Source organism: Nocardioides luteus (assembly GCF_014648595.1).
Classification (GTDB): Bacteria; Actinomycetota; Actinomycetes; order Propionibacteriales; family Nocardioidaceae; genus Nocardioides; species Nocardioides luteus.
In genome coordinates, this window is sequence record NZ_BMRK01000002.1 from 1 (window position 1) to 26,006 (window position 26,006).

At 69.9% G+C, this 26,006-nt stretch carries 21 protein-coding genes; 14 read left to right on the top strand and 7 right to left on the bottom strand.

Annotated features, from left to right (window positions below):
* Positions 1-294: 294 nt before the first annotated feature.
* The gene (locus IEY81_RS02500) at positions 295-4,752 is read right to left on the bottom strand and encodes a type VII secretion EssC family protein (protein WP_229787240.1); all 4,458 of its coding nucleotides are present in this window, start codon (positions 4,750-4,752) and stop codon (positions 295-297) included.
* Positions 4,753-4,855: 103 nt separating this feature from the next.
* Entirely contained in the window at positions 4,856-6,280 is a 1,425-nt protein-coding gene (locus IEY81_RS02505; protein ID WP_189116883.1) for an RDD family protein, read from the bottom strand.
* 112 nt (positions 6,281-6,392) lie between these two features.
* Here IEY81_RS02505 and IEY81_RS02510 point away from each other — a divergent pair, with 112 nt between their 5' ends.
* Both IEY81_RS02510 and IEY81_RS02515 read left to right on the top strand, forming a co-directional pair.
* Positions 6,393-7,277, top strand: a complete 885-nt coding sequence (locus tag IEY81_RS02510; RefSeq protein ID WP_189116884.1) for a spermidine synthase — start codon at positions 6,393-6,395, stop codon at positions 7,275-7,277.
* A gap of 193 nt (positions 7,278-7,470) precedes the next feature.
* On the top strand, positions 7,471-7,641 hold the full coding sequence (locus tag IEY81_RS02515) for a hypothetical protein (RefSeq protein ID WP_189116885.1): 171 nt from the start codon (positions 7,471-7,473) through the stop codon (positions 7,639-7,641).
* A 107-nt stretch (positions 7,642-7,748) separates the two neighbouring features.
* On the opposite strand, the gene IEY81_RS02520 is transcribed toward IEY81_RS02515, so the two are convergent.
* Both IEY81_RS02520 and IEY81_RS02525 read right to left on the bottom strand, forming a co-directional pair.
* Complete coding sequence (locus IEY81_RS02520) at positions 7,749-9,254, bottom strand: amidohydrolase (RefSeq protein WP_189116886.1); 1,506 nt, start codon at positions 9,252-9,254, stop codon at positions 7,749-7,751.
* Between the two features lie 54 nt (positions 9,255-9,308).
* Entirely contained in the window at positions 9,309-10,883 is a 1,575-nt protein-coding gene (locus IEY81_RS02525; protein WP_189116887.1) for a helicase HerA-like domain-containing protein, read from the bottom strand.
* A 49-nt stretch (positions 10,884-10,932) separates the two neighbouring features.
* On the opposite strand from IEY81_RS02525, the gene IEY81_RS02530 reads away from it, so the two are divergent.
* Both IEY81_RS02530 and IEY81_RS02535 read left to right on the top strand, forming a co-directional pair.
* On the top strand, positions 10,933-11,226 hold the full coding sequence (locus IEY81_RS02530; protein WP_045551249.1) for a type II toxin-antitoxin system VapB family antitoxin: 294 nt from the start codon (positions 10,933-10,935) through the stop codon (positions 11,224-11,226).
* Positions 11,227-11,255: 29 nt separating this feature from the next.
* On the top strand, positions 11,256-11,771 hold the full coding sequence (locus IEY81_RS02535) for a LytR C-terminal domain-containing protein (RefSeq protein ID WP_189116888.1): 516 nt from the start codon (positions 11,256-11,258) through the stop codon (positions 11,769-11,771).
* Position 11,772: 1 nt separating this feature from the next.
* Here the strand turns inward: IEY81_RS02535 and IEY81_RS02540 are convergent, their stop codons facing one another.
* The gene (locus IEY81_RS02540; protein WP_189116889.1) at positions 11,773-13,263 is read right to left on the bottom strand and encodes a potassium/proton antiporter; all 1,491 of its coding nucleotides are present in this window, start codon (positions 13,261-13,263) and stop codon (positions 11,773-11,775) included.
* Positions 13,264-13,378: 115 nt separating this feature from the next.
* Between IEY81_RS02540 and IEY81_RS02545 the strand changes: the two genes are divergently transcribed.
* The 7 genes from IEY81_RS02545 to IEY81_RS02575 all read left to right on the top strand — a co-directional run bounded on the left by IEY81_RS02545 (position 13,379) and on the right by IEY81_RS02575 (position 20,601).
* Positions 13,379-14,521 carry a pyridoxal phosphate-dependent aminotransferase gene (locus IEY81_RS02545; RefSeq protein ID WP_229787242.1) on the top strand — a complete coding sequence of 381 codons (1,143 nt, stop codon included), beginning with the start codon at positions 13,379-13,381 and terminating at the stop codon, positions 14,519-14,521.
* 104 nt (positions 14,522-14,625) lie between these two features.
* Positions 14,626-15,381 carry a DUF3800 domain-containing protein gene (locus IEY81_RS02550; RefSeq protein WP_229787245.1) on the top strand — a complete coding sequence of 252 codons (756 nt, stop codon included), beginning with the start codon at positions 14,626-14,628 and terminating at the stop codon, positions 15,379-15,381.
* 242 nt (positions 15,382-15,623) lie between these two features.
* Complete coding sequence (locus IEY81_RS02555) at positions 15,624-15,986, top strand: hypothetical protein (protein ID WP_189116891.1); 363 nt, start codon at positions 15,624-15,626, stop codon at positions 15,984-15,986.
* Complete coding sequence (locus tag IEY81_RS02560; protein WP_189116892.1) at positions 15,983-16,864, top strand: hypothetical protein; 882 nt, start codon at positions 15,983-15,985, stop codon at positions 16,862-16,864. The genes IEY81_RS02555 and IEY81_RS02560 overlap by 4 nt, the downstream gene beginning before the upstream one ends.
* On the top strand, positions 16,861-18,192 hold the full coding sequence (locus tag IEY81_RS02565; RefSeq protein ID WP_189116893.1) for a hypothetical protein: 1,332 nt from the start codon (positions 16,861-16,863) through the stop codon (positions 18,190-18,192). Before IEY81_RS02560 ends, IEY81_RS02565 begins: the two co-directional genes overlap by 4 nt.
* A 114-nt stretch (positions 18,193-18,306) precedes the next feature.
* Positions 18,307-19,428, top strand: a complete 1,122-nt coding sequence (locus tag IEY81_RS02570; RefSeq protein WP_189116894.1) for a hypothetical protein — start codon at positions 18,307-18,309, stop codon at positions 19,426-19,428.
* 48 nt (positions 19,429-19,476) lie between these two features.
* Complete coding sequence (locus IEY81_RS02575; protein ID WP_189116895.1) at positions 19,477-20,601, top strand: hypothetical protein; 1,125 nt, start codon at positions 19,477-19,479, stop codon at positions 20,599-20,601.
* 126 nt (positions 20,602-20,727) lie between these two features.
* Here IEY81_RS02575 and IEY81_RS02580 read toward each other — a convergent pair whose 3' ends face one another.
* On the bottom strand, positions 20,728-21,723 hold the full coding sequence (locus tag IEY81_RS02580; protein ID WP_189116896.1) for a MerR family transcriptional regulator: 996 nt from the start codon (positions 21,721-21,723) through the stop codon (positions 20,728-20,730).
* Positions 21,724-21,802: 79 nt separating this feature from the next.
* The gene (locus IEY81_RS02585) at positions 21,803-22,297 is read right to left on the bottom strand and encodes a MarR family winged helix-turn-helix transcriptional regulator (protein ID WP_306341447.1); all 495 of its coding nucleotides are present in this window, start codon (positions 22,295-22,297) and stop codon (positions 21,803-21,805) included.
* Positions 22,298-22,332: 35 nt separating this feature from the next.
* Between IEY81_RS02585 and IEY81_RS02590 the strand changes: the two genes are divergently transcribed.
* The 3 genes from IEY81_RS02590 (at position 22,333) to IEY81_RS02600 (ending at position 26,000) form a co-directional block, all read left to right on the top strand.
* On the top strand, positions 22,333-23,244 hold the full coding sequence (locus IEY81_RS02590; RefSeq protein ID WP_189116898.1) for a DMT family transporter: 912 nt from the start codon (positions 22,333-22,335) through the stop codon (positions 23,242-23,244).
* 10 nt (positions 23,245-23,254) lie between these two features.
* Complete coding sequence (locus IEY81_RS02595; RefSeq protein ID WP_229787247.1) at positions 23,255-24,763, top strand: spermidine synthase; 1,509 nt, start codon at positions 23,255-23,257, stop codon at positions 24,761-24,763.
* 460 nt (positions 24,764-25,223) lie between these two features.
* Positions 25,224-26,000, top strand: a complete 777-nt coding sequence (locus tag IEY81_RS02600) for a GntR family transcriptional regulator (protein ID WP_189116899.1) — start codon at positions 25,224-25,226, stop codon at positions 25,998-26,000.
* Positions 26,001-26,006 lie beyond the last annotated feature (6 nt).

Here is a 26,006-nt window from a genome sequence, read left to right on the forward strand (position 1 = left end):
AGCCGTCCTGGAACTTGCCCGACGCCTTCTCCGTCTTGAACCCGTCCTGAACGAGCTCGTCCACGTAGCCCTGGCACTCATCCAGAGCCGACTCGATCGTGTCCTTGCCCTGGTCGAGCTTGTCGGCGGTGCCGGTCATCTCGTCGTATGTTGCCCCGAAGTCACTCATCGGTCGTTGCCTTTCCCGGGATGTGATGAGGTGGCGCCCGGACGGACGCCGCGGGTCACGCTAGGCCACCCTCACGGTGATGTGAAGGGTAAAAACCGTTCCGTTGCCCGATCCATGCAAAGGGTTCATTCCGCGCCTTCTGCGTCGCTGGCCAGAGGCATCTGCATGGTGACCGTGCGGCCGGCCTGGACGAAGATTCCGCGGCCGACCGGGAAGTCGGTGCGCTTGAGCTTGCCGAACGGAACCTTGAACAGCGTGTCGCCGTCGTAGGTGTCCGGCTTGAGCACGATGCCCTGGCGGGCGGCCTTCCATTCACCCATGACACCCGAGCCGCCGCCGGCGCGGGTGACGTCGGCGTCGCCGACGAAGAGGTGGTCGGAGTTGTTGATGGCCTGCAGCAGGGCGCGCATCGGGCGGTCGGCGGGGCCGTCGGCCAGGTGGGTCATGTCCTCGGCGACGATCATGATGCGGCCGGGGAACGACTCGTCGGCGACGATCTCGGCGAGCTCGGTGACGAGCGCCTTCTCGTCGTCGGGGCGGGTGGCGCTGCGTACCCAGGGCCTGAAGTCGCCCAGCTGGGCGCGACGGCTGCCGAGGTGGAACAGCTTGACCTCCGGGTCGAAGCGCTCGACGGACTCGACCAGCGCCTTGAGCACGTTGGTCTTACCGGACTGCGGCGGGCCGGTGATGATGAACGAGCCGATCGGGTCGAAGCCGCGCGGGGCCAGGGTGTCGTCGGCGATACCGAAGACGGGCTGGCCGTTGACGTGCGCGGGCATGGACTTGCTCGCGACCTTGGTCGGCAGGGCGCCGATCTCGCCGACCTCGGGTGCACCCTGTGCACGCAGCTGGCTGACGAGCTCGTCGAGGGCCTTGGTCTGCTCGGCGACATTGGTCGTGCCGCCGAGGACGGCGAGCTGCACCTCGGCCTTGTCGACCACGGCGCGGCCGGGAGCCGACTGCTCGTTGAGTACGTCCTTGGGGGCTCCGACGAGCACGTACTGGCTCGGGTCGGAGAGCCGCATGACGACACGGCGCGGGATGTTCGCGAAGACGGCGGTCGGCACGGAGCCGCTGCGGTCGGCGGTGATCACCGCGTGGATGCCGAGCGGGCGGCCCTCGCCGAGGACCCGCATGAAGGACTGGTAGAACGGCGCGCGGCCGGCGGCGATCTCCCACTCCTTCTTGAACTCCGGGTAGTTGTCGATCAGGAGCAGGATGCGCGGCACCGAGGGGTCGGCGAGCTCACGGTATTCGCTGAGGTTGGCCGCCGAGGCCTTGGCGAACATCTCCGAACGGCGGTCCATCTCCCGCTCGAGGGTGCGCATCAGGCGCTGCAGACGCTCCGCGTCGTCACCGTCGATGATCGAGCCGACGTGCGGGAGGCGCTCGATCGCACCGAGCGCGCCCGAGGCGAAGTCGAGGCCGTAGACCTGGACGGTGCCGAGGTCGGGGCGGGCGCCTGCGGCGGTCGCGATCGTCTTCAGCAGCGTCGACTTGCCGGAGCCCGACGACCCGAAGATGAGCAGCGAGCCGTCGCGGTCGGGCGAGAAGTAGATGGCGTTCTGCTGCTGGCGCTCCGGGATGTCGGCGAGACCCAGCAGGATCTGGCCGTCGCCCTCGAGCGGCAGGTCGCGCATGTCGACCACGGTCGCCAGGTCGTCGAGCCACGGACGCCGCGGAGCCGGCAGGCCGGCGGTGTCGGCGGCGCGGATGAGCGTGGTGACCACCCGCTTCTGGTCGTTGGGGCCGAGGTCCTCGTCGTGCGAGTCGCTCTCCGGCGGACGCTCCGGCTCCCACTCGGTGATCGAGCCGAACTTCAGCTCGGCGACCTTCACGTCGGCGGTGACGACCTCGTCGTCGCGGGTCCAACCACCGGCGTACGCGGACTGGAACGGGGTCAACCGACCGGGGCCGGTCTTCGCGATGCCGCGACCGGGCAGGGATGGCGGGAACGAGGCGGCCACCGGGTCGTCGACGACGTCCTTGGAGTCGCTCTCGTCGGCCATGCGCAGGGCGACGCGGAGGTTGGTGTTGGCGCGCAGGTTGTCTTTGATGACACCGGCAGGACGCTGGGTCGCCATGATCAGGTGGATGCCGAGCGAACGGCCTCGCTGGGCGATGTCGACGACACCGTCGACGAACTCCGGCACCTCGCCGGCGAGAGCGGCGAACTCGTCGATGACCAGCACCAGCGCCGGCGGGCACTCCGGGTCCTGGCGCTTCTCGAGCTCGAGGAGGTCCTTGGCCTTCTTCCGGTTGAACAGGTGCTCGCGGTAGTGCAGCTCGGCGCGGAGCGAGGTCAGCGCGCGCCGCACCAGGTGAGGCGACAGGTCCGTCACGAGGCCGACGCAGTGCGGCAGGTCGACACAGTCGGCGAACGCGGAGCCGCCCTTGTAGTCGACGAAGAGGAAGGTGACCCGGTCGGGCGAGTGGGCCGAGGCGATGCCGAGCACCCATGCCTGCAGGAACTCGGACTTACCGGCCCCGGTGGTGCCGCCGACGAGGGCGTGCGGGCCCTGCGTACGCAGGTCCAGCGTCATCGCGTCCGAGGCGCCCTGTCCGATGATCGCGCGGAGGTTTCCGGCCTTCTTCAGGCGCGGCCGCGGGCGGTCGGAGCGGTCGATGATCGAGTTGTTCTGCCGCCAGCGCTCGATGACCGAGTGGGGGTCCTCAGCGACCTCGTTGCCGACCAGCGAGAGGAAGTTGACCGAGTTGGGCAGGTCGGAGGAGTCGTGGACGACCGTGCTGGCGTCGACGACCGGGGCGAGCCGCTTGGCGAACATGTCCATGTAGGCGTTGGAGACGCCCTCGATGGTCACGCCCTCGAAGAGGTCACCGTTGCGGACCAGGCCGACCGTGGCGTTCTCCAGACCTTCGCTGACGTCGAGGTAGCTGCGGCACACGGCCGGCAGCGCCTCGACGGTGGAGGACATGAAGACCGCGTGTACGCCGACGTCGGCTCCGCGCTCGAGGACCTGCACCAGCCGGGCGCGGTCGACCGGAGCGTCGTTGGTGACGAAGACGATGATGGAGACCTGCACCCGGGCGTTGGTCTCCTCGCCGGCCCGGGCGACGTCGGTGCCGTACTGCATCGGGTTCCAGCGCTCGGGGAACGGGCCACGGTGCTCCGCGGTCCGACCCGCGCGCATGATGTATTCCTCCAGCGCGCTGAGCAGGGCGTTGGCCGTCGGTGCGGAGTCGGCCAGCGGCATGTCCTTGAAGCGGTTGGTCTCCGAGGTGGTGTGAGGCAGCCACTTCAGCCACTCGAACTCCTCGACCCAGTCGGGGTCGGCGAAGGCCACGGTGACGACCTCGTTGGGCGCGTGCAGACCGAAGAGCTGCACCGCGAGCCCACGCATCGCGTCGGCGGCCGGGCCGGCCGGACCGGCGACGCCGACGGAGCCGACCGCGGGGAGCGACTCGAGCAGCGGTACGTCGTCGACGTACTTGTAGCGCTCCTTGAGGCGCTCGATGCGCTCGATGAACTCGGGCAGACCGTTCTGGGTGTCGCGCTCGGCGATCGAGTTGCGCGAGAGCGCACGAGTGGTGCCGAGGCGTACGGCCAGGAAGTTCCAGTGCTCGGGGCGCCGGGTCCACAGCCTCGGACCGAGCTGCATCGCCTGCTCGAAGACCTCCGCGACCGGCGGGACCTCCTCGTTGCGGGCCAGCTCCTCCTCCGGTTTGCTGCGGTAGAAGACCTCTTCCAGCTTCTCGAACTGCCGCTCGAAGAGCTGGATCTCGTGGTCCTGCTTGGCGCCGGCCTGGCGATGCTGGTTGATGAAGTTGCCGACCGCCATCATCGGGGTCATCACGACCAGCAGCAGCGCGCGGGTGCGGCCGGTCATCGCGTAGATCGAGAGCGCCATGATGATCGGCGCGATCAGCACGAACCACGGGAACAGCTTCTTCTGCATCTCGGTCGGCATCCACGGCGGCGGGTGCTCGGTGCCGGGGTAGCGGACGTCGACGCGCGGGCTGCGGTTGAAGAGCAGGCCGCCACCGCGCTCGAGGACCGGGTCCTCGACGGCGGAGAGGAAGTCGGCCGAGAGCTGCATGACCAGCGTCGTGCCACCGATGACCACGGGGGTGTCCGGGGCCAGGCGTACGCGGGAGACCTGGGTGCCGTCGACGACGACACCGTTGGCCGAGTTGAGGTCGACGAGCTCGACGGAGCGGTCGACCTCGATGCGGGCGTGACGCTTGGAGACCATCGGGTCGGCGAGGACGATCTCGTTCTCGGGACCACGTCCGATCGAGGCGTGACCGGTGGTCAGCGGGAACGCCTGACCGCGCACCGGACCGTCGATCGCACGCAGCACACCGACGCTCTTGCGGCGCGACCCGGTGGTCTCGTTGTCCGGGCCCATGTTGACGACCGCTGCAGCGAAGCCGGACCCGATCGGCGCGTCACCGATGGGTACGTCGGGCTCGAGCGGCTCCATCCGGTCGGCCGTCGGCGGGGCGACCGCCAGGGTCAAGATGTCGTGCTCACCCGCGATCACGGAGCGCGCCGGGTCGGCGTCGGCGATGTGCCGAGCGACGTCACCCGCGGTCGCCGTGGAGTCAGCTGTGACGATCACATCCGCAGGCGCGACACCGGGCCGATGCAGAGTGAGCTTGACCTTCATCCTTCGTTCCCATCGTCAAGGTGGCAGCTAAGCGGTCGTGCCGGGGCGGCCGGGGTCACCCGCGTCGCACCAGGGCCGAGCGGTCGCCGAACCGGATCATCGCGCCCACCGGAGCGAGCACCGGCTCCCAGGCGTTGAGCCGTCGCGTGGCGCCTTCGTGGATCACCACGGTGCCGTTGGTCGAGCCTCGGTCGGTGACCTCCACGCCGTCACCGCTGGGACGCAGCGAGAGGTGGGTCTTCGAGACCGAGACGTCGATGATCGATACCGTACGAGCCCCCAACGTGTTCTCCGTCAGGGCCGGGTCGCGCCCGACCAGCACCAGGCCGGCCACCGGGATCCGCTCGCCGGAGTCGACCTTGAGCATGATGCCGCGCTCGCGCGACTGCGCGGGCGGCTGCTGCCCGGCGCCTGTGGGCGCTGGCGTCGGAGCGGGCGTCGGAGCGGGAGTCGGCGCGGGCGTGGGAGGCGGGGTCGGGTGCGGCGTGTGGTGGGTCGGCTGCTGCGGCGCGGGATGGGGCGTCTGGTGCTGTGCGGGCTGCTGGGCTGGATAAGGAGCCGGGTGGGGCGTCGGGGTGGGCGTCGGAGGCGGCGGAGGCACCGTCTGGCCCTGGTTGGGGACCGCACCGCGCGAGGGCGGGATCGACGGCGTCACCGGCTGGGGCGGCACCGGCCCGGACGCCGGGGTGGCGAGCGCACCACCGGGCGAGGCACCCGGCTCGTCGCGCTTGGGCTTCGGACGGGAGACACCGAGGACGCCGGCGCTGACCCGGCCCGCGGGTCGGTAGCTGCCCGCGTCCTGGGCGTGCGGGGTGCTCAGCGAGGGCAGCGACTTCCGCTCGGCGACCGGCGCGGCGGCGACCGTCTTGCGGGCGATGCGCATCCGCTTCTCGTCGTAGGGGTCGAGACCCTCGCGCACGTCGACGGTCCAGATCTCGGCGACCTTGTCGTGCCAGCCGCGGTTGCGCTCCTCCTTGTCGAAGCGGGGCGAGACCAGGAAGGCGATCGGCGCGAACGGGACGATGCCGGACCCCCACAGCACGAAGGCGCGCAGCAGGGCCTTGCCGATCCCCGGCCGCTCGAGCGTCTTGACGTTGACCGATCGGATGCCGGCGACGGACTTACCGAGCGTCGCGCCGCGGCGGCCGTGGAAGACGATCTGGACGATCACGAAGATCAGGGTGAGCAGCATGGTCGTGCCGCCCGCGATCGCCGCCAGCAGGAAGTCGGGGTGGCTCAGGAAGCGCGCGAAGCCGAACTTGCCCTGCACCAGCTTGAGCAGCAGCGGCAGCGTGAAGACCAGGTAGGGCACCTGCAGGAGCACATAGACGGCGATGTCGACGCCGGCGCCGAGCGCTCGGCGTCCCAGAGGCGCATCCTTCAGACCGAGCGAGGCGGCGTAGGCCGGATCAGGCTTCCCATCTGCGGTGAGACCTTCGATGCGGTCGTCGGCATGTTCGGCGACCTCCCATATCTCCACCGCAAGAACTCCTCACGCCTGATGTCCGAGTGATTTCGGCGCTGATCAACAACGCCAGAAGGCTACCGGAATGTCCGGGCTCGGGCGCGATGGTGTCTGGCAGGATCGAACTATGTCAACACCCTCGGGCCCGACCGGGAGCCGCGAACGGATCGTGTTCTCAGACGGCAGCACCGCCGACCTCGTACGCAAGGAGGACGGCTGGGCCATCGAGATGGGAGGCGTCGCGCAGTCTCACCTCGGTGACCCCGCGCAACCGCCCAGGCTGGCCTCCATCCGGTGGATGCTGGCCGCCCTCGGAGACCGGCCACCGCGACGGGTCGCACACCTGGGTGGGGCGCTGCTCGCGCTCCCCCGCGCGCTGGCCCACCGCTGGCCCTCGGCGACCCAGACGGTGGTGGAGCTCGAGCCGGCCCTGGTCGAGCTCGCCCGGTCGCGGTTCCCGCTCCCGGACGGCATCACCATGAAGACGGCCGAGGCCCGGTCGTGGCTCGAGGCTCACCCCGGCTCCGACCACGACGCGATCGTCATCGACGTCTTCGTCGGCAACCGGATCCCGCCGGCGTTCACCTCGCTGGAGTGCATGACCGCGGCCCGCGACGCGCTGAGCGAGGATGGCCGGCTGATCCTCAACTCCGTCGCCGGCCCCGAGCTGCTCTTCACCCGTCGCGAGCTCGCCACGCTGCGTACGCTCTTCGAGCACGTCGCGATGATCGTGCAGGGCTCGGCGCTGGCCGGTGCGCGGTTCGGCAACGCCACCCTGATCGCGTCGGCCGCCCCGCTGGACACCGAGGTGATCCAAGCGGCGCTCGCCGGCGACCCGTCCAAGGGTGCACTCGTCACCGACCTCGACCCGATCGTCGACGGCGCCGAGCCGATCCACGACGCCGACGAGCTCTGGTCGCCGGAACCGAACCTGCCCGACGCCAGCGCCGCGCTGCGCCTTCTCGAGCAGGCACGGCAGGCGGTCTCCACGCTCAGGCCGGCCTCCGACTGACCCCTCCGTCGCCTTTGTCTAGCGAGATTCGGCCCTATCGCTCGGCAGATACCGCGACTGGCATCGCTGAACATTTCTTTTACCGAAACCGGCTTGTAACGTTCAAACAACCTGCCCGCGACGCGCGAGCGGGATGCTTGATGCGCAGACAAACCACGATGCACACCATCTATCCGTTGTAGGGGGGACCTCGATGGAAACACTCACCGCGACTGAGCCCGAGGCGATGAGCGCCGCGAAGCAGCGCAGCCTCAAGTTCCGGCACGCCAGTGCCCTGGCCAAGCTCATGGAGGAACGCCAGGACCTCCGCGGAGTCCACGTGTTCGCCGACTTCGTCGACGACTCGGTGCGCTGGTCCGCATGACCGGCATCTGAAAATGGGGGGATCCACGATCCCGTTGCGCAAGGCCCGGCCGTCTCAGCCGGGCCTTCGCCGATTCTGAGCTCTGACCAGGTCGACCCGAGAGTCGGTCAGGCGCTGCGGTGGGCGATCCGTCCACCGACGACGGTCAGCGCGACCCCGCCGTCCGCGATCGCGGCCAGCTCACGGACCGATGCCGTGAGCGGGTCGATGTCGAGCACCGCCAGATCCCCACGTGACCCGGCGGCGACCGTCGGCTGACCGTCCACCGACGCGGCCAGCGCCTCCTGCACGGTGAGCGCCTGCTCCGGATGCCACGGCTCGTTGCCGTCGCGCGAGCGGCCCACGGCGGCGGCGATCGCCAGCCACGGGTCGAGCGGCGCGACCGGCGCGTCCGACCCGAGCACCATCCGCACACCCTCGTCGAGCATCCAGCGGGTCGCGAAGCAGCGATCCTCTCGGCCCGGCCAGAGATCCTCGGTCATCTCCCGGTCGTCGAGGATGTGCGCCGGCTGGACCGACGCGACGATGCCGAGCGCGGCCATCAGCGAGAGGTCCTCGCGGCGTACGAGCTGGGCGTGCTCGATGCTGCCCCGCGCCCCCGTCGCCGCGTACGCAGCCAGGGCCTCCGACACCGCTCGGTCACCGATCGCGTGGGTGGCGACGTCGAGGCCGGCCGCGCGGGCCTTCCCCAGCAGTCCGTGCAGCTCGTCGGGCGACTGGTTCGGCGCTCCACAGCTGTCCGGGTCGTCCGCGTAGGGGTCGCAGCACCAGGCGGTGCGGGTGCCGAGCGAGCCGTCGCTGATGATCTTCAGCGGCCCCATCGTCAGCCGGTCGTCTCCCGGCAGCAGCGGGTCGCCCGTGCGCAGCCCCTCGGCGATCGCCTCGTCGAGCTGGTCGGCGTAGGTCGCCACGCGCACCCGGACGAGGTCGCAGCCCGACGCCCATCGCGAGCGCCAGTCGTCGAGCCGGATGCCGACCTCGAAGTCGGTCATCCCGACCACCCCGAGCGCAGCGGTCCGCTGGAGCATCCGGCGATAGGCCGCCGGGGTGCTGCCGGCGCTCTCGAAGCGCTCCAGCACCTCCGGGTAGACCTGGTACCACTCCGTCTCCTGCACCATGTCGTCTCGTCGCGGCAGGTCCAGGGCGTCGAGCGCGGCGGTGTTGAGCCAGGCGTGGTGGAAGTCGTGGTTGACCAGGATCGCGGGGATACCGCCGGTGACCGAGTCGAGCTCGGAGACGGTGCCCCAGCGGTCCCAGGTGCCGGCCGAGTGGCCCATCCCGACGATCGCCTCACCGGGGTCGCGCTGCCCGTCGCTGGCACGCGCGGCCGCGGCCACCCGCGCCAGCGCCTCGGCCGGGGACCGGGTGCCGTGCAGGTCCAGCCGGCTGGCCTTCAGCGTCCACTGCCCGAGGTGGGTGTGGGCGTCCCACAGGCCCGGCACGAGCCAACGGCCGCCCGCGTCGTAGTCCTCCACACCGTCCGGTCGGGACAGCCCTTCTCCGACCGCCGAGACGACACCGTCGGTGACGAGGACGTCAACCACCCCGGCAGGCACCTCGGCCCGGGGCGAGAGCGGAACGACACGTACGTTCCGGAGGAGAAGGTCGGGCATGAGCCGACGATAAGGAGTGGGCCCGTGCCCGAGCCAATCAGTGACCTGGGTGCCTCAGCGGCGCTTGAAGATTCCCCGGACGAGCTCGCGGGCGGCGGTCCGCGCAGCCTGCTTGAACGCGGTCGACTTCACCACCGTCTCGATCATCGAGTCGTCGTCCTCCTGTGACCGAGATCGCGATCGCGAGGACTTCGTCGAGGCGCTCTTCTCGGCACTCTTCTGGGCACTCTTCTGAGCGGCCTTCTCCTCGACCTCGGCCGTCTTGGCGGCCAGCACGGCGGCCGCCTTCGCCTTGATCTGGTCGGCTGCCGACTCGACCTCCACGGAGGCGCTGTATTTCGCCGCGAGCGGCGACCCCGTGACCGCAGCCTCCATCGCGGCAGCCTCGGTGGGCCCCATCAGCGACTCGGGCGCCCGCAGCCGGGTCCAGGCGACCGGTGTCGGCGCGCCACGCTCGTTCATCACGGTCACGATCGCCTCGCCGATCCCGAGCGTCTGGATGACGGCACCGAGGTCGTCGTAGGAGGAGGTCGGATAGGTGTTGACGCTGGCCTTGAGCGCCTTGGCGTCATTGGGGGTCGCGACCCGCAGCTGGTGCTGGATGCGCGAGCCGAGCTGACCGAGCACGTCGTCGGGGACGTCGGTCGGCTTCTGGGTGACGAAGAAGACGCCCACGCCCTTGGAGCGGATCAGCCTGACGGTGTTGGTGATCTGGTCGAGGAATGCGTCCGAGGCGTCGTTGAAGAGCAGGTGGGCCTCGTCGAAGAAGAAGACCAGCTTGGGCTTGTCGACGTCGCCGACCTCGGGGAGCGCCCGGAACAGCTCGGCGAGCAGCCACATCAGGAAGGTCGAGAAGATCGCCGGCCGGTCCTGCAGGTTGGGCAGCTCCAGCAGCGAGATGATCCCGAGATCGCCGTCGTTGCGTACGAAGTCGGTGACGGCGAAGGCCGGCTCACCGAAGAACTCGTCGGCGCCCTGGTCGGCGAAGGCGATGAGCGTACGCAGGATCACCCCTGTCGTCGACGAGGAGAGACCGCCCAGCTCCTTGAGGTCGCCCTTGCCCTCGTCGGAGACCAGCCACTGCAGCACCGCCCGGAGGTCGTCGAGCCCGACGAGCTTCAGACCCTCCTTCTCGGCGTAGTGGAAGACGAGCCCCAGCGAGGACTCCTGGGTCTCGTTGAGATCCAGCACCTTGGACAGCAGCGTCGGTCCGAACGCCTCGACCGTGACCCGCACCGGGATGCCGGTGCCCTCGCCGCCGAGCGCGAAGTACTCCACCGGGAAGCCGCGGGCCTGCCAGGTCTGCCCGACGCTCGCCGCGCGGGCGGTGAGCTTCTCGCTCGACGTGCCCGGCGTCGCCAGACCGGAGAGGTCACCCTTGATGTCGGCGGCGAACACCGGAACCCCGGCGGCCGAGAGCTGCTCGGCCAGCAGCTGCAGGGTCTTCGTCTTTCCCGTGCCCGTCGCGCCCGCGACCAGCCCGTGCCTGTTCAGCATCCCCAGCGGGATGCGGATCGGCGTCTCCGTCAACGTCTCTGCGTCCGCCATCAGGCCGCCGAGCTCGAGGGCCGCACCCTCGAACTGGTAGCCGGGCGCGACCGCTTCTGAGAGGGCAGCAGCATCCGTCATGACAAGACCTTATGTTGAGGTTTGGTTCCGGGGCGATAAGGTCACGAGGGTGATCTTCAAGCGTGTCGGCGATTCTCGCCCCTACCCTGACCATGGTCTGACGACCAAGGGGTGGGCCGCGCTGCCTCCTCGGACGGTACGCCTCGACGAGCTGGTGACCACCAAGGACACCCTCCAGCTGGTGGCCCTCCTCAACGAGGACTCGACGTTCTTCGGCGACCTCTTCGCCCACGTCGTGGAGTGGAACGGCGAGCTCTACCTCGAGGACGGGCTCCACCGAGCCCTGCGCGCGGCCCTCCAGCAGCGCAACGTGCTCCACGCCCGCGTGCACAGCCTCGGTTAGAAGGCTCCCGAGCGGTTAGGCTCGGCGGCATGCTCGATTCGGCCCTCACGGGACTCCGTACGTTCATCATCCTCGCCGTCCTCGCGGTCGCGGTCGCTCTGGCCGGTGCCTGGGGATGGAAGGCGATGACCGCACCCTTCCCGGAGAAGGTCGACGTCGGGCCGTGCGTGCCCACCCCGGTCAAGAAGGGGTCCGAGGTCTACCCGTCCCAGGTGGTCGTGACCGTGCTCAACGCGAGCACCCGGGCCGGCCTCGCCACTCGTGCGATGACCGACCTCGTCGACGCCGGCTTCGTGAAGGGCTCCACCGGCAACGCCCCGCGCGGCACCAAGCTGCGTACGGTCGAGGTGTGGACGCCCGACAAGGACGCCCCCTCCGCCGCGCTCGTGGCGAGCTGGCTCGGTGACGCGAAGATCGTCGAGAAGAAGACCGACATCCCCGGCATCGTGGTCATCACCGGCGAGCGCTTCCCGAAGGTCACCGGCGGCGACAAGACCGCCAAGGCCAAGGCCGACGGGATGATCTGCAGCCCGCCGGTGGAGTAGCTCAACGCAGCCAGCCCGCCAACCGCCCCTTGCGGCTGACCAGCTCGAGGCGACGCTCGACCTTCTCCCGCTGGTGGCGGGGCACGACCACCAGGATGACGTCGCGGGCGCGGAGGACGGTGGTGCTCTCCGGCACCAGGGTCTGCCCGTCCCGGATCAGCAGCGAGACCGAGGACTCGGTGGGGAGCCGGAGCTCGCCGACCTCGACGCCGTGGAGGCGCGACTCGCGCGGGATCCGGAGCTGGATCAGGTCAGCGGCGACCTGCTCGAGCGGCGCCACGTCCAGCTCGAGGGAGCGCGGGTCGTTGGGACGGGCGACGCCGAGCACCCGAGCGACCCAGGGCAGCGTCGGGCCGGTCAGCAGGGTGTAGACGACGACCATCACGAAGACCAGGTCGAAGAGGTCCTGCGCGCCGTCGACCCCTTCGGCCAGCGGGATCGTGGTCAGCACGACCGGCACCGCCCCGCGCAGCCCGGCCCAGGAGACGAACGTCGTCTCGCGCCACGACATCGGCGAGACGACCATGCTGACCAGCACCGACGCTGGGCGGGCCACCAGAGTCAGGATCAGCCCGGCAGCCAGGGCGAGCCCGATCGTCTCCAGGTCGATACGTCCCGGGGAGAGCAGCAGACCGAGCATCACGAAGAGCCCGATCTGGGCGAGCCAGGCGACACCCTCCGCGAAGGATCTGGTGGCCCCGCGGTGGGGCAGATCGGTGTTGCCGAGCACGAGCGCGGCCACGTAGATCGCCGCGAACCCGGACCCGTGCAGCCAGGCCGACCCGCCGTAGGCGAGGAACGCCAGCGTCATCACGGCCAGCGGGTAGAGGCCGGCCGAGGGCAACGCCGCGCGTCGCATCATCCAGGCGCCGCCGAACCCGACGAACAGGCCGACCAGGATGCCGACCAGCAGCTCGCCGATCACGATCCCGGCCACGACGAGTGGCGAGTTCTCGCCGATCGCCCCGCTGGCGATGAGCGTCACGATCACCACGGTCGGCGCGTCGTTGAGCCCCGACTCCGCCTCGAGCACCCCGGTCAGCTTCTTGGGCAGCGGCACCACCCGCAGCACCGAGAACACCGCGGCGGCGTCGGTCGGCGACGTCACCGCTCCGAGGAGGAACGCCAGCTGCCACGGCAGCCCGAGCAGGTAGTGGGCCCCGACCGCGACGATCCCGATCGAGATCACCACTCCGACGGTGGCCAGCACGACCCCGAGGCGGAAGGCGGGACGTACGTCCTTCCACGACGTCGTCAGACCACCTTCGGCCAGGATCAGCGCCAGCGCTCCGAAGCCCAGCGCGTGGGCGAGGGCGGCGTCGTCGAAGTGGATCCCGAGCACCGACTCGCCGAGCAGGACACCCATCAGCAGGTAGAGCAGCAGCGAGGGCAGGCCGGCCTTCGTGGAGATGCGCACCGCCAGGATCGCCAGCAGCGTCACCATGGACCCGACGAGGATGAACGCGTCGAGCTGATGGACGTCGAAGCTCATGCGGCCGTCGCTCGCTGATGCTCGCTCATCGTGGGCCGGGCCCTCCTCCGGACTCTGGGGTTGCATCCTAGTGTTTGCTCACATGGACCGTCTGACAGTTGCCCGACGCGCGAACGTGCCTCCTTTTCACGTGATGGACATGCTGGAGCGGGCGGCCCAGCGCCAGCGGACGTACGGCGATCTCATCTCGCTCACCTCCGGGCAGCCCTCGACCGGGGCGCCGCAGGCGGTCAACGCGGAGGCGATCCGGCTGCTGCAGAGCGGTGAACCGCTGGGATACACGCCGGCGACCGGGATCCTCGAGCTGCGCCAGGCCATCGCGGGACACCACCGCGCCTGGCACGGCATCGAGGTCTCCCCCGACGACGTCATCGTGACCACCGGAGCCAGCGGTGGCTTCCTGGCCTCGTTCCTGGCTGCGTTCGACGTCGGCGACCGGGTCGCGATGGCCCGGCCGTCCTACCCCTGCTACCGCAACGTGCTCGCGGCGCTCGGGTGCGACGTCGTGGAGATCCCGACCGGGGCGGCCGAGCGCTTCCAGCCGACCGTGGAGCAGGTGCAGGAGCTGCACGAGCGCGTCGGGCTCAAGGGGTTGGTGGTGGCCAGCCCGGCCAACCCGACCGGCACCATGCTGCTCCCCGAAGAGCTCGCGGCGCTGGCGCGCTACTGCGAGGAGGCCGGCATCCAGCTGATCTCCGACGAGATCTACCACGGCCTGACGTACGCACCGGAGAGCGGTCGCGGGCGCAGCGCCTGGGAGACCTCGCGCGACGCCGTCGTCTTCGGCTCCTTCTCGAAGTACTTCTCGATGACGGGCTGGCGCATCGGCTGGCTGCTCGCCCCGGCCCACCTGCGGCGGGCGATCGACGTGCTCGTCGGCAACTTCACCATCTGCCCTCCGGTGCTGGCCCAGCACGCCGCGGTGGCGGCGTTCACCCCGGACGCCTACGCCGAGCTCGACGGCCACGTGACCCGCTACGCCACCAACCGCGGCGTCCTCCTCGACGGCCTCCGCTCCCTCGGCGTCACCGAGATGGCCCCGGCCGACGGCGCCTTCTACGTCTACGCCGACGTCAGCCGCTGGACCGACGACACCATGACGTGGTGCCACGACGTCCTCGACCGCACCGGCGTCGCGATGGCCCCCGGCGTCGACTTCGACCCGGTCGACGGGCACCGCTTCGTACGTCTCTCCTTCGCCGGCTCCACCCAGGAGATCGAGCAGGGCCTCGACCGGCTCTCCACCGTCCTGCGCTGAGCCGGTGTCGGGCGAGTCGAAGCCCGATACCTGCCGAGTGACACCGCGCCGATGCGTACGCGTGTTCGCGCACCGTCCAGAAAATCCGCTCCTAGAATCGCGCTGTGGCGGAGGTGTGGGCATACATCGACGAGACCGGTGATCGCGGCATGTCAGCGGCCTCCAGCCCGATATTCGGAATGGCCGCCGTGATCGTGGACCGACGTGGCGCCGCGGAGCTCCAGGCCGCCGTCGAACGGCTTCGCGGTGACTTCAAGGTGCCGGCAGGAAAGGTGATGTCTTGGAAGGAGCACGTCAAGACCCACGATCGGCGGCGACACGCAGCGCGGGTGCTAGCCACGGTCCAGGGAATGAAGGTGTGTTACGTCTACGCGATCAAGACTGCTCTGACGAGAGCCACATACACCCAGGACCGAGCGCTGTTCTACAACTACGTGGCGATGAAGACATACACGTCTGTGCTGTGGGCAGCCAGATCGTGGAAGGGTGAGAGAACACGGTTGTGGACTCGCTTCGGTCACGTACGTCATCACGATCACAAGCCCACTGAGGCGTATCTCAGGCGCGAAGCCTCCCGCAGTGCCAAGATTCCCGACCATCTCGAGCAGGGTCTGCGATGGGTTCCGGCGAACAAATATGCGGAAAGCCAGGCGGCCGACCTCTTCGGTGGATTTCTCAAGGCTGCCCTGTGGCCGAGCGGCGAGTTCAGCTTGACCGAACCCGCCTATCTCCTCAGCGTGTGGAGCAAGATCCGCAACAGTGAGGACTGCGCCGTCCCCCTCGGAATCATGTCGATGCCGGACAGTTCGCTCGTCACGCGTGAGTCGTGGTTTCCATGCACGACATGTACGAAAACCTGACGGCTGGCCCAGTGCCTCCGGGGGCCGATCCACTGAAGGAGGGCGGTGGCAGCACCGCAGGCGATCCCCGGCAAGCGCTGGGCCAGCCGTCGGTTTCATTATGCACCAGACTCGGTGCGAGGAACAGTTGCTGACGCTCGAACCTGACCGCCCAAAAACCGATTTCGAGAAAGTTCACGATTTTACGTTTAGGAATCCTGGCAGCGGGTAGGACCATCACATAGACCTGTCCGAGGAGGGATATGTACGGCGACAGTGACGTGATCCGTCGTCGGGTGAACCGTCTGCGCGAGCAGGCCGGTGACATCCGGGCGAGTGCCGACAAGCTGGTGGTGCAGGCCGAGGCCGTGCCCTGGCACGGTCGGGCCGCCGAGTCCCTCCGTGGGCGGATGAAGGAGCGCGCCACCGCGCTGCGCAGCGCGGCCGAGCAGCACGATCGTGCGGCCGACGCGCTGGCCAAGCACCTCAAGCAGGTCGACCTGTTCAAGGAGCAGATCGCTGAGGCCGAGGCTCGCGCCGAGGCGCTGGCCGACGAGGGCAAGCTCAACGGATTCGAGGCCCCTGAGCCGGGCCACAAGGACTGGCTGGAGGTCACCCTTCGATGACCACGATCGATCTGGGCCCCGCTCCGGCGGCGCCGACCGAGCCCTGGGCGGGAGTCCCCCGCCGGGTCGGCCTGACCCTGCCCGAGCTCACTCACGCCTGCGCGACGATCGGGGCGCCGCTCCCGTTCGAGGTCGCCGCCCAGCGCGAGGAGGGCCTCGACGCCAGGCTGGGGCGTACGCGCTCGGCGGTCGAGGACGAGGCTCTGGCGCGCGCTGTCGAAGGCTTCGGTGACGGCGCCACATCGCTGCAGCGCCGCGAGCTCCTCGGCGCCGACGGGATCCTGGACGCTGGGATCGCCGGTGCTCTGGGCCTGCTGGCCACCCCGGAGGTCGTCATCGATCTCGACGTCGTCATCGACGGGTGGCGTGGCCGCGCCTGGCACCGGCAGAAGGGCGAGGCCGCGGCCTCGCTCGCGACCGTCGACGGGCTCGTCTTCGAGCTCTCCTGGTACCCGTCGACGGCCTGGGCGGCCGAGCTCGGCCGCACCGCGACGCTGCCGAGCGAGACCGCCCGGCTGACCTCGGCGGTGCCGGAGCAGCTCGAGGTCCCGTTCGCGACCGCCGACGCCGTCTTCGAGGCGCTGCGCACCGGTCGCGGCGACCTGGTGCCGGTGCTGACCGCCGGTGACGTGGTCGTCTCGAGCGCGCTCGAGGCGCTGTCGAACGAGACCCACGGCCGGCTGCGCGCGGTCGTCGCGACGACGGCCGACATCGAGGAGCCGCTGATCGGCACCGTCTCCTGGACGCTGGTCAACGACGGCTGGCGCTCGATGCGCGCGGTGTCGCTCGACGGAGAGCTGACACTCCTGATCACCAGCGTGGAGCCTTCCGAGCTCGCCGCTGACCTCGCCCCTGTTCTCGCGGAGGTGGCTCGATGAGCGCTCCAGAAAATAACGACCCGATCAACCGGCTGGGGCCGCTCCCCGGCAACGCACCCGAGCCGGTGGTTCCGTCTTCCGGGCCGGAGGAAAAGTACGAGCAGATCCTCGGCCTGGCCGCCGCCATCGGCGATGCCGGGGCACAGCTGCGCGAGTGGGCCGAGCTCGGGCCCGAGATCCTGGGCGACGACGACGTCACCGACTCCGCCGAGCTCTCCACCAAGACCTGGGAGCCCGCCGAGGAGGAGATCCTCGCCGCGACCTCGGAGAAGACCGGCGTCCTCGGCCTCGGGCAGGCGCTCGACGCCGACGCGCTGTCGGTGCGTGCGACCGTGCAGACCTACCGCTGGATCGACGAGCTCCAGGCCGCTGCCCGCCGGTCGCTGGGCACGATCGCGGCCAACGCGCTCGACTACCTCGCGCCCGAGGTCGAGCTCGGCGGCTCGCTGCTCTCCGCCGGTCTGATCGAGACCGACGCGCTCGACCGTGAAGGCGTCACCGCCTACCTCGGCGAGCTCGCCCAGGGCCACCCCGAGCTGATGGACCACATCGCCACCGGTGGCGGGCTGCTCGAGTCGCTGGAGCTGCGCTCGCTGCTCACCGCCGACTTCCCGCGCGGCGACGACGCCGCCGCGGCCACCGCCGGCGCGCTGCGGGCCGCGGGCATCGACGCGTTCGCGGCCGACGCCGGCCACGCGCTGCGCGACATCGGCGGCGCGCTGGCCTCGACCGCGGAGGAGCCCGCAGGTCTCGACGTCACCGCGGCCGCCCCGGCCACCATCGAGGAGCTGATCCGCACCCTCGAGGCGACCGAGACCGGCATCTCGATCCAGAAGACGGCTCCCGGTCGCTACATCGCCTACCTGCCCGGCCCCTACACCGGCAACCGGCGGCTGCGGCTCGTCTCCGGCGACCTCTCCGACTACATCGCGACCGCGTCGAAGACCATCGAGCAGGCGGTCGAGGCCGGCTCCCACGTGATGCTCGTCGGCTCCGCCGCCGGGGGCACCGCGGCGGCGGCGATCGCGGCGGCAGCCGGGGCTGCGTACGTCGTGGACCAGGTGGTCACCGTCGGCTCCCCGGGCGCGGCAGCGCCGCGGGTCCCGGAGACGACGCGGGTGCTCTCGCTGGAGGACCGCTCCGACCCGGTCGCGCTCCTCGGCGGGCTGATCAACGCGGGTGTCGGCCACCGGTTCACGGTCGTCTACGACGGCACGGCGGCCGAGGAGAGCCACTACGTGGCCGGCGGCCGGGCGGCCGACAACGCCAGCCACGACGAGCTGCGCGAGGAGATCGGCCGGATCCGGAGTCTGGGATACCTCGCCTGAAACGCGCGTGCGGAGGGGAAAGTCGCTACATTTGGCCCACCCTCCGCACATTCCCCACCCGGTACTCCGGTTGTAGCCGCAGGGCGTTCCGAATGCCTATCTGATCGGACCTGCGTGAAGTCGATCGTCATCCATGCCGGCCTTCCCAAGACCGGCACCTCCGCCGTCCAGGCGTGGCTCCATCACAACACCGAGCAGCTCGCCGCCGCGGGCGTCTTCTACCCGTGGCACCACCTGGACAAGAACGGCATCAGCGCCGGCAACGCCGGATCGCTCATGGAGCGGTCCGGGCCACGGTTCGTCACCTCCCCGACTCAGATCGAGGGCACCCTCGACGACTTCGAGGCCAGCGGCTGCCACACGATGCTGCTCTCCTCCGAGGCGTTCCTCCCCGAGCTGCCGCGGCTGGCCGAGGCCATGCCGGGGCACGCCAGGTTCGTGATGTACGTCCGTGACCCCCTGGCCTTCCTGGAGTCCGACTACAACCAGCGGGTGAAGCGGATCCCGCAGCTGCACGCGTTCGTCCCGGAGTCGGGTGCGTACGGCGGCTGGCTCGGCCACGAGCACCTCTACAACGCGCTGGCCTCCGATGACGTACGCGCCCGGGCGGAGCTGCGGCCCTACCACTCCGATCTCTTCGTCGGCGGCAGCCTGCTCACCGACCTGCTCCACGCCGCCGGGATCGACTCCTCGCAGCTGACCGGCCTCGAGCTGAAGCAGGTCAACACCTCCTACTCGCTCCACGCGCTCGAGATCAAGCGCGCCCTCAACGTGCTGCCGCTCGGCAACGAGCTCAACGAGCGGCTCGACCTGCGGCTGCAGTCCTGCACCCTGGGCCCGACGTCCTACTCCCTGATCCCGCCCGCCGACTACGAGCGCCTGCGCGCCGAGGCCGACGAGGAGCTCCACGCGCTCTCGGTGAAGTACGACATCGACTCGCTGGAGCCGCTGCGGGAGAAGCTCCGCGACCTGCCGTCGCGGCCCTACCACCCGCAGGATCTCTCCGAGGACGAGGTCGACGCGGTGGTGCGACATCTGGCCAAGGTCGGCAAGCGGCTCACCCGGCGGATCAACGCGGCGCTCGAGAAGCACCCCGACGTCGAGCTGGCCTATCCCTCGCTGCGCGAGTCGTTCGCGCGGGCGGTCGAGGCGCTCGACCTGGCCGCACAGCAGCCGAAGCCGCGCCGCCGCTGGTGGCACGCTCTGCGGAACGGGCGGCTTGTCAGCCGGAGGTGAGTCGATACGGTGTAGGTCGCCCTGTCGTGCCTACCCCGATCGGTCCCTGTGAAGTCCATCATCGTCCACGCCGGCCTGCCCAAGACGGGCACCTCCGCGGTCCAGGCCTTCCTCAGCGCCAACACCGAACGGCTGGCGCGGGCCGGCATCTTCTATCCGCAGCACAGCGTCGACAAGAACGGGATCAGCGCCGGCAACGCCGGCTCCCTGATGGAGCGCGCCGGACACCTCTTCGTGGCCTCACCTCGGGAGATCGCCGCGACCCTCGGAGCCTTCGAGGAGAGCGGCTGCCACACCCTGCTGCTCTCGTCCGAGGCGTTCCTCCCCGAGCTGCCCGGGATCGCGAAGCTGCTGCCCGAGCACGCCCGGTTCGTCCTGTACGTCCGCGACCCCCTCGCCTTCCTCGAGTCCGACTACAACCAGCGGGTCAAGCGGCTGGCGCACCCGGATCCGTTCGAGGCGTCGCCCGACGCGTACGGCGGCTGGCTGGGTCACGAGCACCTCTACCACGCGCTCGACTCGGCCGATGTGCGCTCCCGGCTCGTGCTGCGGCCCTATCTCCCGGAGCTCTTCGTCGGCGACAACCTGCTCACCGACCTGCTCGACACCGCCGGGATCGACACCGCCGAGCTCGGTGACCTCTCCCTGAAGCAGGTCAACCTCTCCTACTCGCTGCACGCGCTGGAGATCAAGCGCGCCCTCAACGTCCTGCCGCTCGGGCCGAAGCTCCAGGAGCGGCTCGACGTCCATCTCCAGTCCTGCCCGCTGGGGCCGACGAGCTACACCCTGATCCCGCCCGACGACCATGCGCGGCTTCGCAAGCTCGCCGACGACGAGCTGCACGCGCTCGCGCTGAGGTACGACATCGAGTCGCTCGAGCCCATGCGCGCGCTGCTGCGGGAGAAGCCGCAGAAGCCCTTCCACCCGCAGCAGCTCACCGACGACGAGGTCGACGCGGTCGTACGCCACATCGCCACCGTCGGCAAGCGGCTCACCCGCCGGATCGCCCAGACGCTTCTCGAGCATCCTGAGGTCGAGCTCGCCTATCCGTCGTTGCGCGACTCCTTCGCCGCTTCAGCGGCTGCGTTGGACGAGGAGCCGGTCGCGTCGCCCACACGACGTTGGTCCTCCCCCTTTCGCTGGTTGAGCCGCCGGAGCCGCCCCGCTGGTTGAGCCGCCGGAGCCGCAAGGCGAAGGCGTGTCGAAACCAACACATGCGGATCTGCGCTCGATCGGGCCGTGTTGGTTTCGACACGCTCGCTGGCGCTCGCGGCTCAACCAGCGGGGTAGCGGTGACGCCTACGACAGGTCGGCGACCACGATGGTGTGGTTGTCCGGCGCCCCGGCCGCGACGACAGCCGCGGCGACCGCGTCGGCGATCTCCTGAGGTCCGGCCTCGGCGGTGATGAGCGTCGCGAGGTCGTCCACGTGGGAGTGGACGCCGTCGGTGGTGAGCACCAGCCGGTCGCCGGGCAGCAGGTCGAGCGTGATCTCGTCGGCGACGACGCCCGGTGTCAGCGCACGGTTGAGAACGGCCCGGTGCTCGTGCGAACGAGCCTCGTCGGCGGTCAGCTGGCCGGCCTCGACCATCGCGGCGACCACCGTGTGGTCGTGGGTGGCCTGGCGTACCTCGCCGTCACGCACCCGGTAGACCCTGCCGTCGCCGATGTGGGTGATCCGCGCGGTCGAGCCGTGCAGGTCGACGGCGGTCAGGGTCGTGCCGGACTTGGTGACGTCAGGGGCGACCTCGGTGAGGGCGTTGGCCAGCCCGCCCGCTGCGTACGCGGTCAGGGCTGCCCCGGCGAGATCGTCGCGGGCGCCGAAGCCGTCGGCGACGGCGATCAGCTCGCGCGTCACCAGGACGGCGTCCTGCTGGCTCGCCCGGCCGCCGATCTCATGGCTGACGCCGAACTCGGCGTGAAGGGTCTCGGTGGAAGTGGTCATCTGTCGTGCCTCGCTCCGCAATCGGTGGACGAGGGTGGAGACCATGCCCCGCCGGGTCGCCGTGTCCGCCTCGACCTGGCGCCAGTAGGCCTCGAGCTCGACCGCCGCCAAGGCGGCAGGCATCTCGGCCACCTCCCGGATCCGAGCCAACGGCATCCCGACCAGCCGCAGCGCAGCCACCAGACGAGCGCGTTCGACCTGGTCAGGGGCGTAGCGGCGATAGCCCGAGTGGGCATCCACCTCGGCAGGTGGCAGCAGCCCGAGGTCGTCGTACAACCTCAGTGCCTTCGGCGTCAGCCCGGTTTTCCGGGCGAAATCGCCGATGTTCACCAGCCCCGACAGGCTACTCATGGTCACCATCCTCCCCGGTGAAGGTCACCGGTGGAAGCAGATTGGCGCTTCCCCTTGGGGCAGACTCAAGCCCCAGGATTCAAGCCCCGGCCTCATCGGCCCACTTCTCCAGAAGCCGGGCGAGCGAGCGTCGTTCGGCGGCGGTGAAGACAGCGAGCAGCCGGTGCTCGTTGGCGATGTGGTCGGTGAAGGCGGCGTCGATGAGCTCGCGGCCGCTCTCGGTGAGGGTGATCCGGCGGCCGCGGCCGTCCCCGTCACGGCGCCCCCTGGCAACCCACCCCTGGGCGACGCAGCGGTCGACCCGCTTGGTGACCGCCCCGGAGGACACCATCGTCTGCTCTCCGAGCTCCTTCGGAGTCAGGGCGTACGGAGCGCCCTGCCGTCGCAGCGTCGCGAGCACGTCGAACTCGCCCTCGCCCAGGCCGTGCTGCGCGTAGACGGTGACCAGCTCGTCGGTGAGGCGCAGGGCGAGGCGGTGCAGCCGAGCGATGACGGCCTGCGGGCTGACGTCGAGGTCGGGCCGCTCTCGCTCCCACTGCGCCATCACGGTCGAGACGTGGTCGGTCATGCCCATGGAATATACCTTACGCGGAAGGTATTATCTCTTCCATGGAAAGTAGATTGGCCACCCTGCTGCTGACCGCGATCGCCCCCGTGGCGTGGGGGTCGGGCTACTTCGTCACCGCCACCTTCCTGCCACCCGACCGGCCACTCTTCGGCGCCGTGGTGCGGGCACTGCCCTTCGGGCTGCTGCTCCTGGCGCTCCGCCCCGGCCTGCTGCGCGGCTCGTGGTGGTGGCGCACCGCAGCGCTCGGGCTGCTCAACTTCGCCGCCTTCTTCACGCTCGTCTTCGTCGCCGCCTATCGCCTCCCCGGTGGCCTCGCCGCGACCCTGACCGCAGTCTCACCGATCGTCGTGATGCTGCTGGCCTGGGCGTTCGCGGGCGAACGACCGCGCGCAGGATCGCTGGTCGCCGGGGTCGTCGGTGCCGTCGGCGTCGCACTGCTGGTGCTCCGCGGCGGCGCGAGCCTCGACCTCGTCGGCGTGCTCGCAGCCTTCGCCGCGGTCGCCGTCTTCTCGACCGGCTTCATCCTCGTCAAGGTCTGGCAGCCGCCGGTCGGCCTGCTCACCTTCACCGCCTGGCAGCTCGTCCTCGGCGGGCTCGTCCTCGCTCCGATCGCACTGGTCGTGGAGGGTCCGCCACCGACTCTGGACCTGCCGGCGGTCGGCGGCTACGCCTACATCGGCCTGATCGGCACGGTCGTCGCGTACGCGGTCTGGTTCCGTGGCGCCCAGCGGCTCCCCGCGGCCGCGGTGTCGCTCGTCGGGCTGCTCAACCCGGTCGCCGGGATCCTCATCGGGCTGGTCTTCGCCGGCGAGCACCTGACCATGGTGAGCGGTCTCGGGATGGCCCTGGTGCTCGGTGGCGTACTCCTCGGACAGCCCGCCGTCATCGACCGGATCCGAGCGCGGCACACGCCGAACGCAGGGGTCTGTGCCGACGTTGGAGCCGCCGGATAGGTTCACCCCCATGAAACTGCGTGCTCGTGCGCTCGAGCTCCTCGTCTTCACCGTCGGTGCCGGCACTCTGGGAGCGGAGATGGCCGCCGCGCGCCTGCTCGCTCCGTGGTTCGGCGACTCGACGATCGTGTGGGCCAACACCATCGCGACGGTGCTGGTCGCGCTCGCGATCGGCTACTCCGTCGGCGGCAAGCTCGCCGACCGCAACCCGAACCCGTCCGGTCTCGCCAGGATCGTGCTGCTGGCCGCCGCCCTCCTCGCCGCCGTACCCTTCATCGCCGACCCGTTCCTCCCGCTCGCGGTCAAGGCGGTCGACCAGCTCAGCGTCGCCACCTTCGCCGGGTCGCTGGTCGGGGTCGGAGTGCTGCTCGCGATCCCGCTGTTCCTCCTCGGCATCGTCAGCCCCTACGCGGTGCGGCTGAGCGTCGACAGCGTCGAGGACGCCGGCCACGCGGCCGGTCGCCTCTACGCCATCTCCACCGTCGGCTCCCTGGTCGGAACCTTCGCCGCCTCGCTGTTCCTCATCCCGGTCGTCGGGACGCGGCGCACCTTCCTCATCTTCGCGCTCTGCATGGCCGTCTGCGCCATCCCGCACCTGATGAAGCGCCGCCTCCCGGCCGCCGTCGTCCCGGTCGCGATCCTCGCCCTGATCGCCCTGCCGACCGGCTCGATCAAGACGCTGACCAGCAACGGCGGCGAGGTGATCTGGGAGAAGGAGACGGAGTACCAGTACGCCCGCGTGGTCGAGTACGACGACGGCACCCGCTACCTCGAGCTCAACGAGGGCCACGCGGTCCACTCGGTCTACACCGAGGGCGAATACCTCACCGGCGCCTATTGGGACGAGATGCTCTCCCTGTCGTACGCAGGCGCCCAGGCTCCGAAGTCGGTGGCGATCCTCGGGTCGGCGGCCGGCACGACCGCGCGCCAGTTCGGCCACTTCGCGCCCGACACCCGGGTCGACGCCGTCGAGATCGATGAGGACGTGACCAAGGTCGGCCAGGAGCTCTTCGACCTGAAGGACCAGCCCAACCTCCACCTCCACACCGCCGACGCGCGCCCGTGGCTGCAGAAGCAGACCCGGAAGTACGACGCGATCATGGTCGACGCCTACCACCAGCCCTACATCCCCTTCTACCTGACCACGAAGGAGTTCTTCGCGCTGGCGAAGGACCACCTCAACCCGGGCGGGGTGCTCGTCGTGAACTCAGCCCACCCCGAGGGCTCGACAGCGCTCGAGAAGGTCCTCACCGCAACGCTGCGCACCTCCTTCGGCGACGCCGTGTGGCGCTCGGACTCCGGCGCGACCAACACTCACCTGGTCGCGACCGTCGACCCGGAGGCCGACCCCGCCGCCAGCCTCGCCGCGACGGCCGAGGATCAGCCCTCCGACCTGGCCGGTGCCCTGAACAGCTCCGCCGCCCGGCTCGAGCCCGCGCTTCAGGGTGGGACGGTCTACACGGACGACGTCGCGCCGGTCGAGTGGCTCACCGACCTCAGCCTGCTGGAAGTCGCCTGACCCGCCCTTCCGCTTCACGTCGCCGATCGGCGTCTTCCGCAGGCACCCGACGCAGACGAGGTTGGGCGCCACCCGACTGAGCCTCCGCGGCGGGAGCACGTGCCACGTACCCAGCCTGCGACCGCACATCGTCATGACGTACCCGCTGCTCTTCTTGGCCGAGCGAAGGTGCCAGAAGCTGCCCCGGTCGGTCCGGTAGACCAGCGGATCCTTCGCCAGGACCGGTGGCCGCTCGCTGGTCCCCATGCTGAGTCTGTCGTCTACGAACACGAATTCCCCCCAAGGAATGTCGATGGCTCTCGTCGTTGAGTGCCTCGAGACGCCGGTGCACAGCTGGGCCATACGCCCAACGCCCCGAGACGGTTTCGACCATAAGTCCACTCATTGCAATGGGTCAAGGCTGAAAGAGTGGGACTATGCGGCTATTCGGGATCTGTACGGCTCAGTAACGTGTTCTCTCATGAGCAACCCCCGTCCGCGCGGCCTGCCGAAATACCTCCACGTGGCCGACTACCTGCGGGCCCAGATCGACGACGGCACCTATCTGCCGGGCGAGCGTCTACCGACCGAACCCGAGCTGATGGACACCTTCCCCTACGACCGCGCGACGATCCGCCGCGGCTTGGCGGTGCTCCGCAACGAAGGCCTCATCACCAGCGAGCAGGGCCGCGGCGTCTTCGTACGCGACGCCACCAAGACCCGCTACGACCTGATGAGCATGCTGATCACCGACCCGAGCCACCCGGCGAAGCCGGACGCGGCCTACCACCAGCCGCCGCGCGGCCCCGACGACGGCATCTCGGTCGAGCACTCCTACGAGGTGATCACCGCCGGCGAGAAGCTCGGCGAGGCCTTCGACCTCGACCCGCGCAGCGAGCTGCTCAGCACCACCTACACCTTCTTCATCAGCGGTGACACGGCCGAATACCGCACCACCGCCTACATCCCCTACCCGCTGGTCGTCGACACCCCGCTCGCCACCCCGACGGCCGAGTGGCCGCAGCCACCGATCAAGGACCTGCTCGCCACCGTCGACATCAAGGTCACCACCGTCGCGATGGACATCGAGTCCCGCATGCCCACCCCGCAGGAGACCTTCGACCTGCAGATCCCCGACGGCACCCCCGTCCTCTCCGACCGCCGCCGCTTCCTCGCCGACGACCGCGTCGTCTGCGTGACCGACTCCGTCGGCGTTGCCGACCGGATCGTCTACGGGTTGGACCTCAAGCTGCAGTGACGCCCG

What these genes read in the sequence shown, in the direction of transcription:
- IEY81_RS02510 (WP_189116884.1), top strand. Translation starts at nt 6,393, where the DNA reads ATGTCAACACCCTCGGGCCCGACCGGGAGCCGCGAACGGATCGTGTTC.
- IEY81_RS02515 (WP_189116885.1), top strand. Translation starts at nt 7,471, where the DNA reads ATGGAAACACTCACCGCGACTGAGCCCGAGGCGATGAGCGCCGCGAAG.
- IEY81_RS02520 (WP_189116886.1), bottom strand. Translation starts at nt 9,254, where the DNA reads ATGCCCGACCTTCTCCTCCGGAACGTACGTGTCGTTCCGCTCTCGCCC.
- IEY81_RS02525 (WP_189116887.1), bottom strand. Translation starts at nt 10,883, where the DNA reads ATGACGGATGCTGCTGCCCTCTCAGAAGCGGTCGCGCCCGGCTACCAG.
- IEY81_RS02535 (WP_189116888.1), top strand. Translation starts at nt 11,256, where the DNA reads ATGCTCGATTCGGCCCTCACGGGACTCCGTACGTTCATCATCCTCGCC.
- IEY81_RS02540 (WP_189116889.1), bottom strand. Translation starts at nt 13,263, where the DNA reads ATGAGCTTCGACGTCCATCAGCTCGACGCGTTCATCCTCGTCGGGTCC.
- IEY81_RS02555 (WP_189116891.1), top strand. Translation starts at nt 15,624, where the DNA reads ATGTACGGCGACAGTGACGTGATCCGTCGTCGGGTGAACCGTCTGCGC.
- IEY81_RS02560 (WP_189116892.1), top strand. Translation starts at nt 15,983, where the DNA reads ATGACCACGATCGATCTGGGCCCCGCTCCGGCGGCGCCGACCGAGCCC.
- IEY81_RS02565 (WP_189116893.1), top strand. Translation starts at nt 16,861, where the DNA reads ATGAGCGCTCCAGAAAATAACGACCCGATCAACCGGCTGGGGCCGCTC.
- IEY81_RS02580 (WP_189116896.1), bottom strand. Translation starts at nt 21,723, where the DNA reads ATGAGTAGCCTGTCGGGGCTGGTGAACATCGGCGATTTCGCCCGGAAA.
- IEY81_RS02585 (WP_306341447.1), bottom strand. Translation starts at nt 22,297, where the DNA reads ATGGGCATGACCGACCACGTCTCGACCGTGATGGCGCAGTGGGAGCGA.
- IEY81_RS02590 (WP_189116898.1), top strand. Translation starts at nt 22,333, where the DNA reads ATGGAAAGTAGATTGGCCACCCTGCTGCTGACCGCGATCGCCCCCGTG.
- IEY81_RS02595 (WP_229787247.1), top strand. Translation starts at nt 23,255, where the DNA reads ATGAAACTGCGTGCTCGTGCGCTCGAGCTCCTCGTCTTCACCGTCGGT.
- IEY81_RS02600 (WP_189116899.1), top strand. Translation starts at nt 25,224, where the DNA reads ATGAGCAACCCCCGTCCGCGCGGCCTGCCGAAATACCTCCACGTGGCC.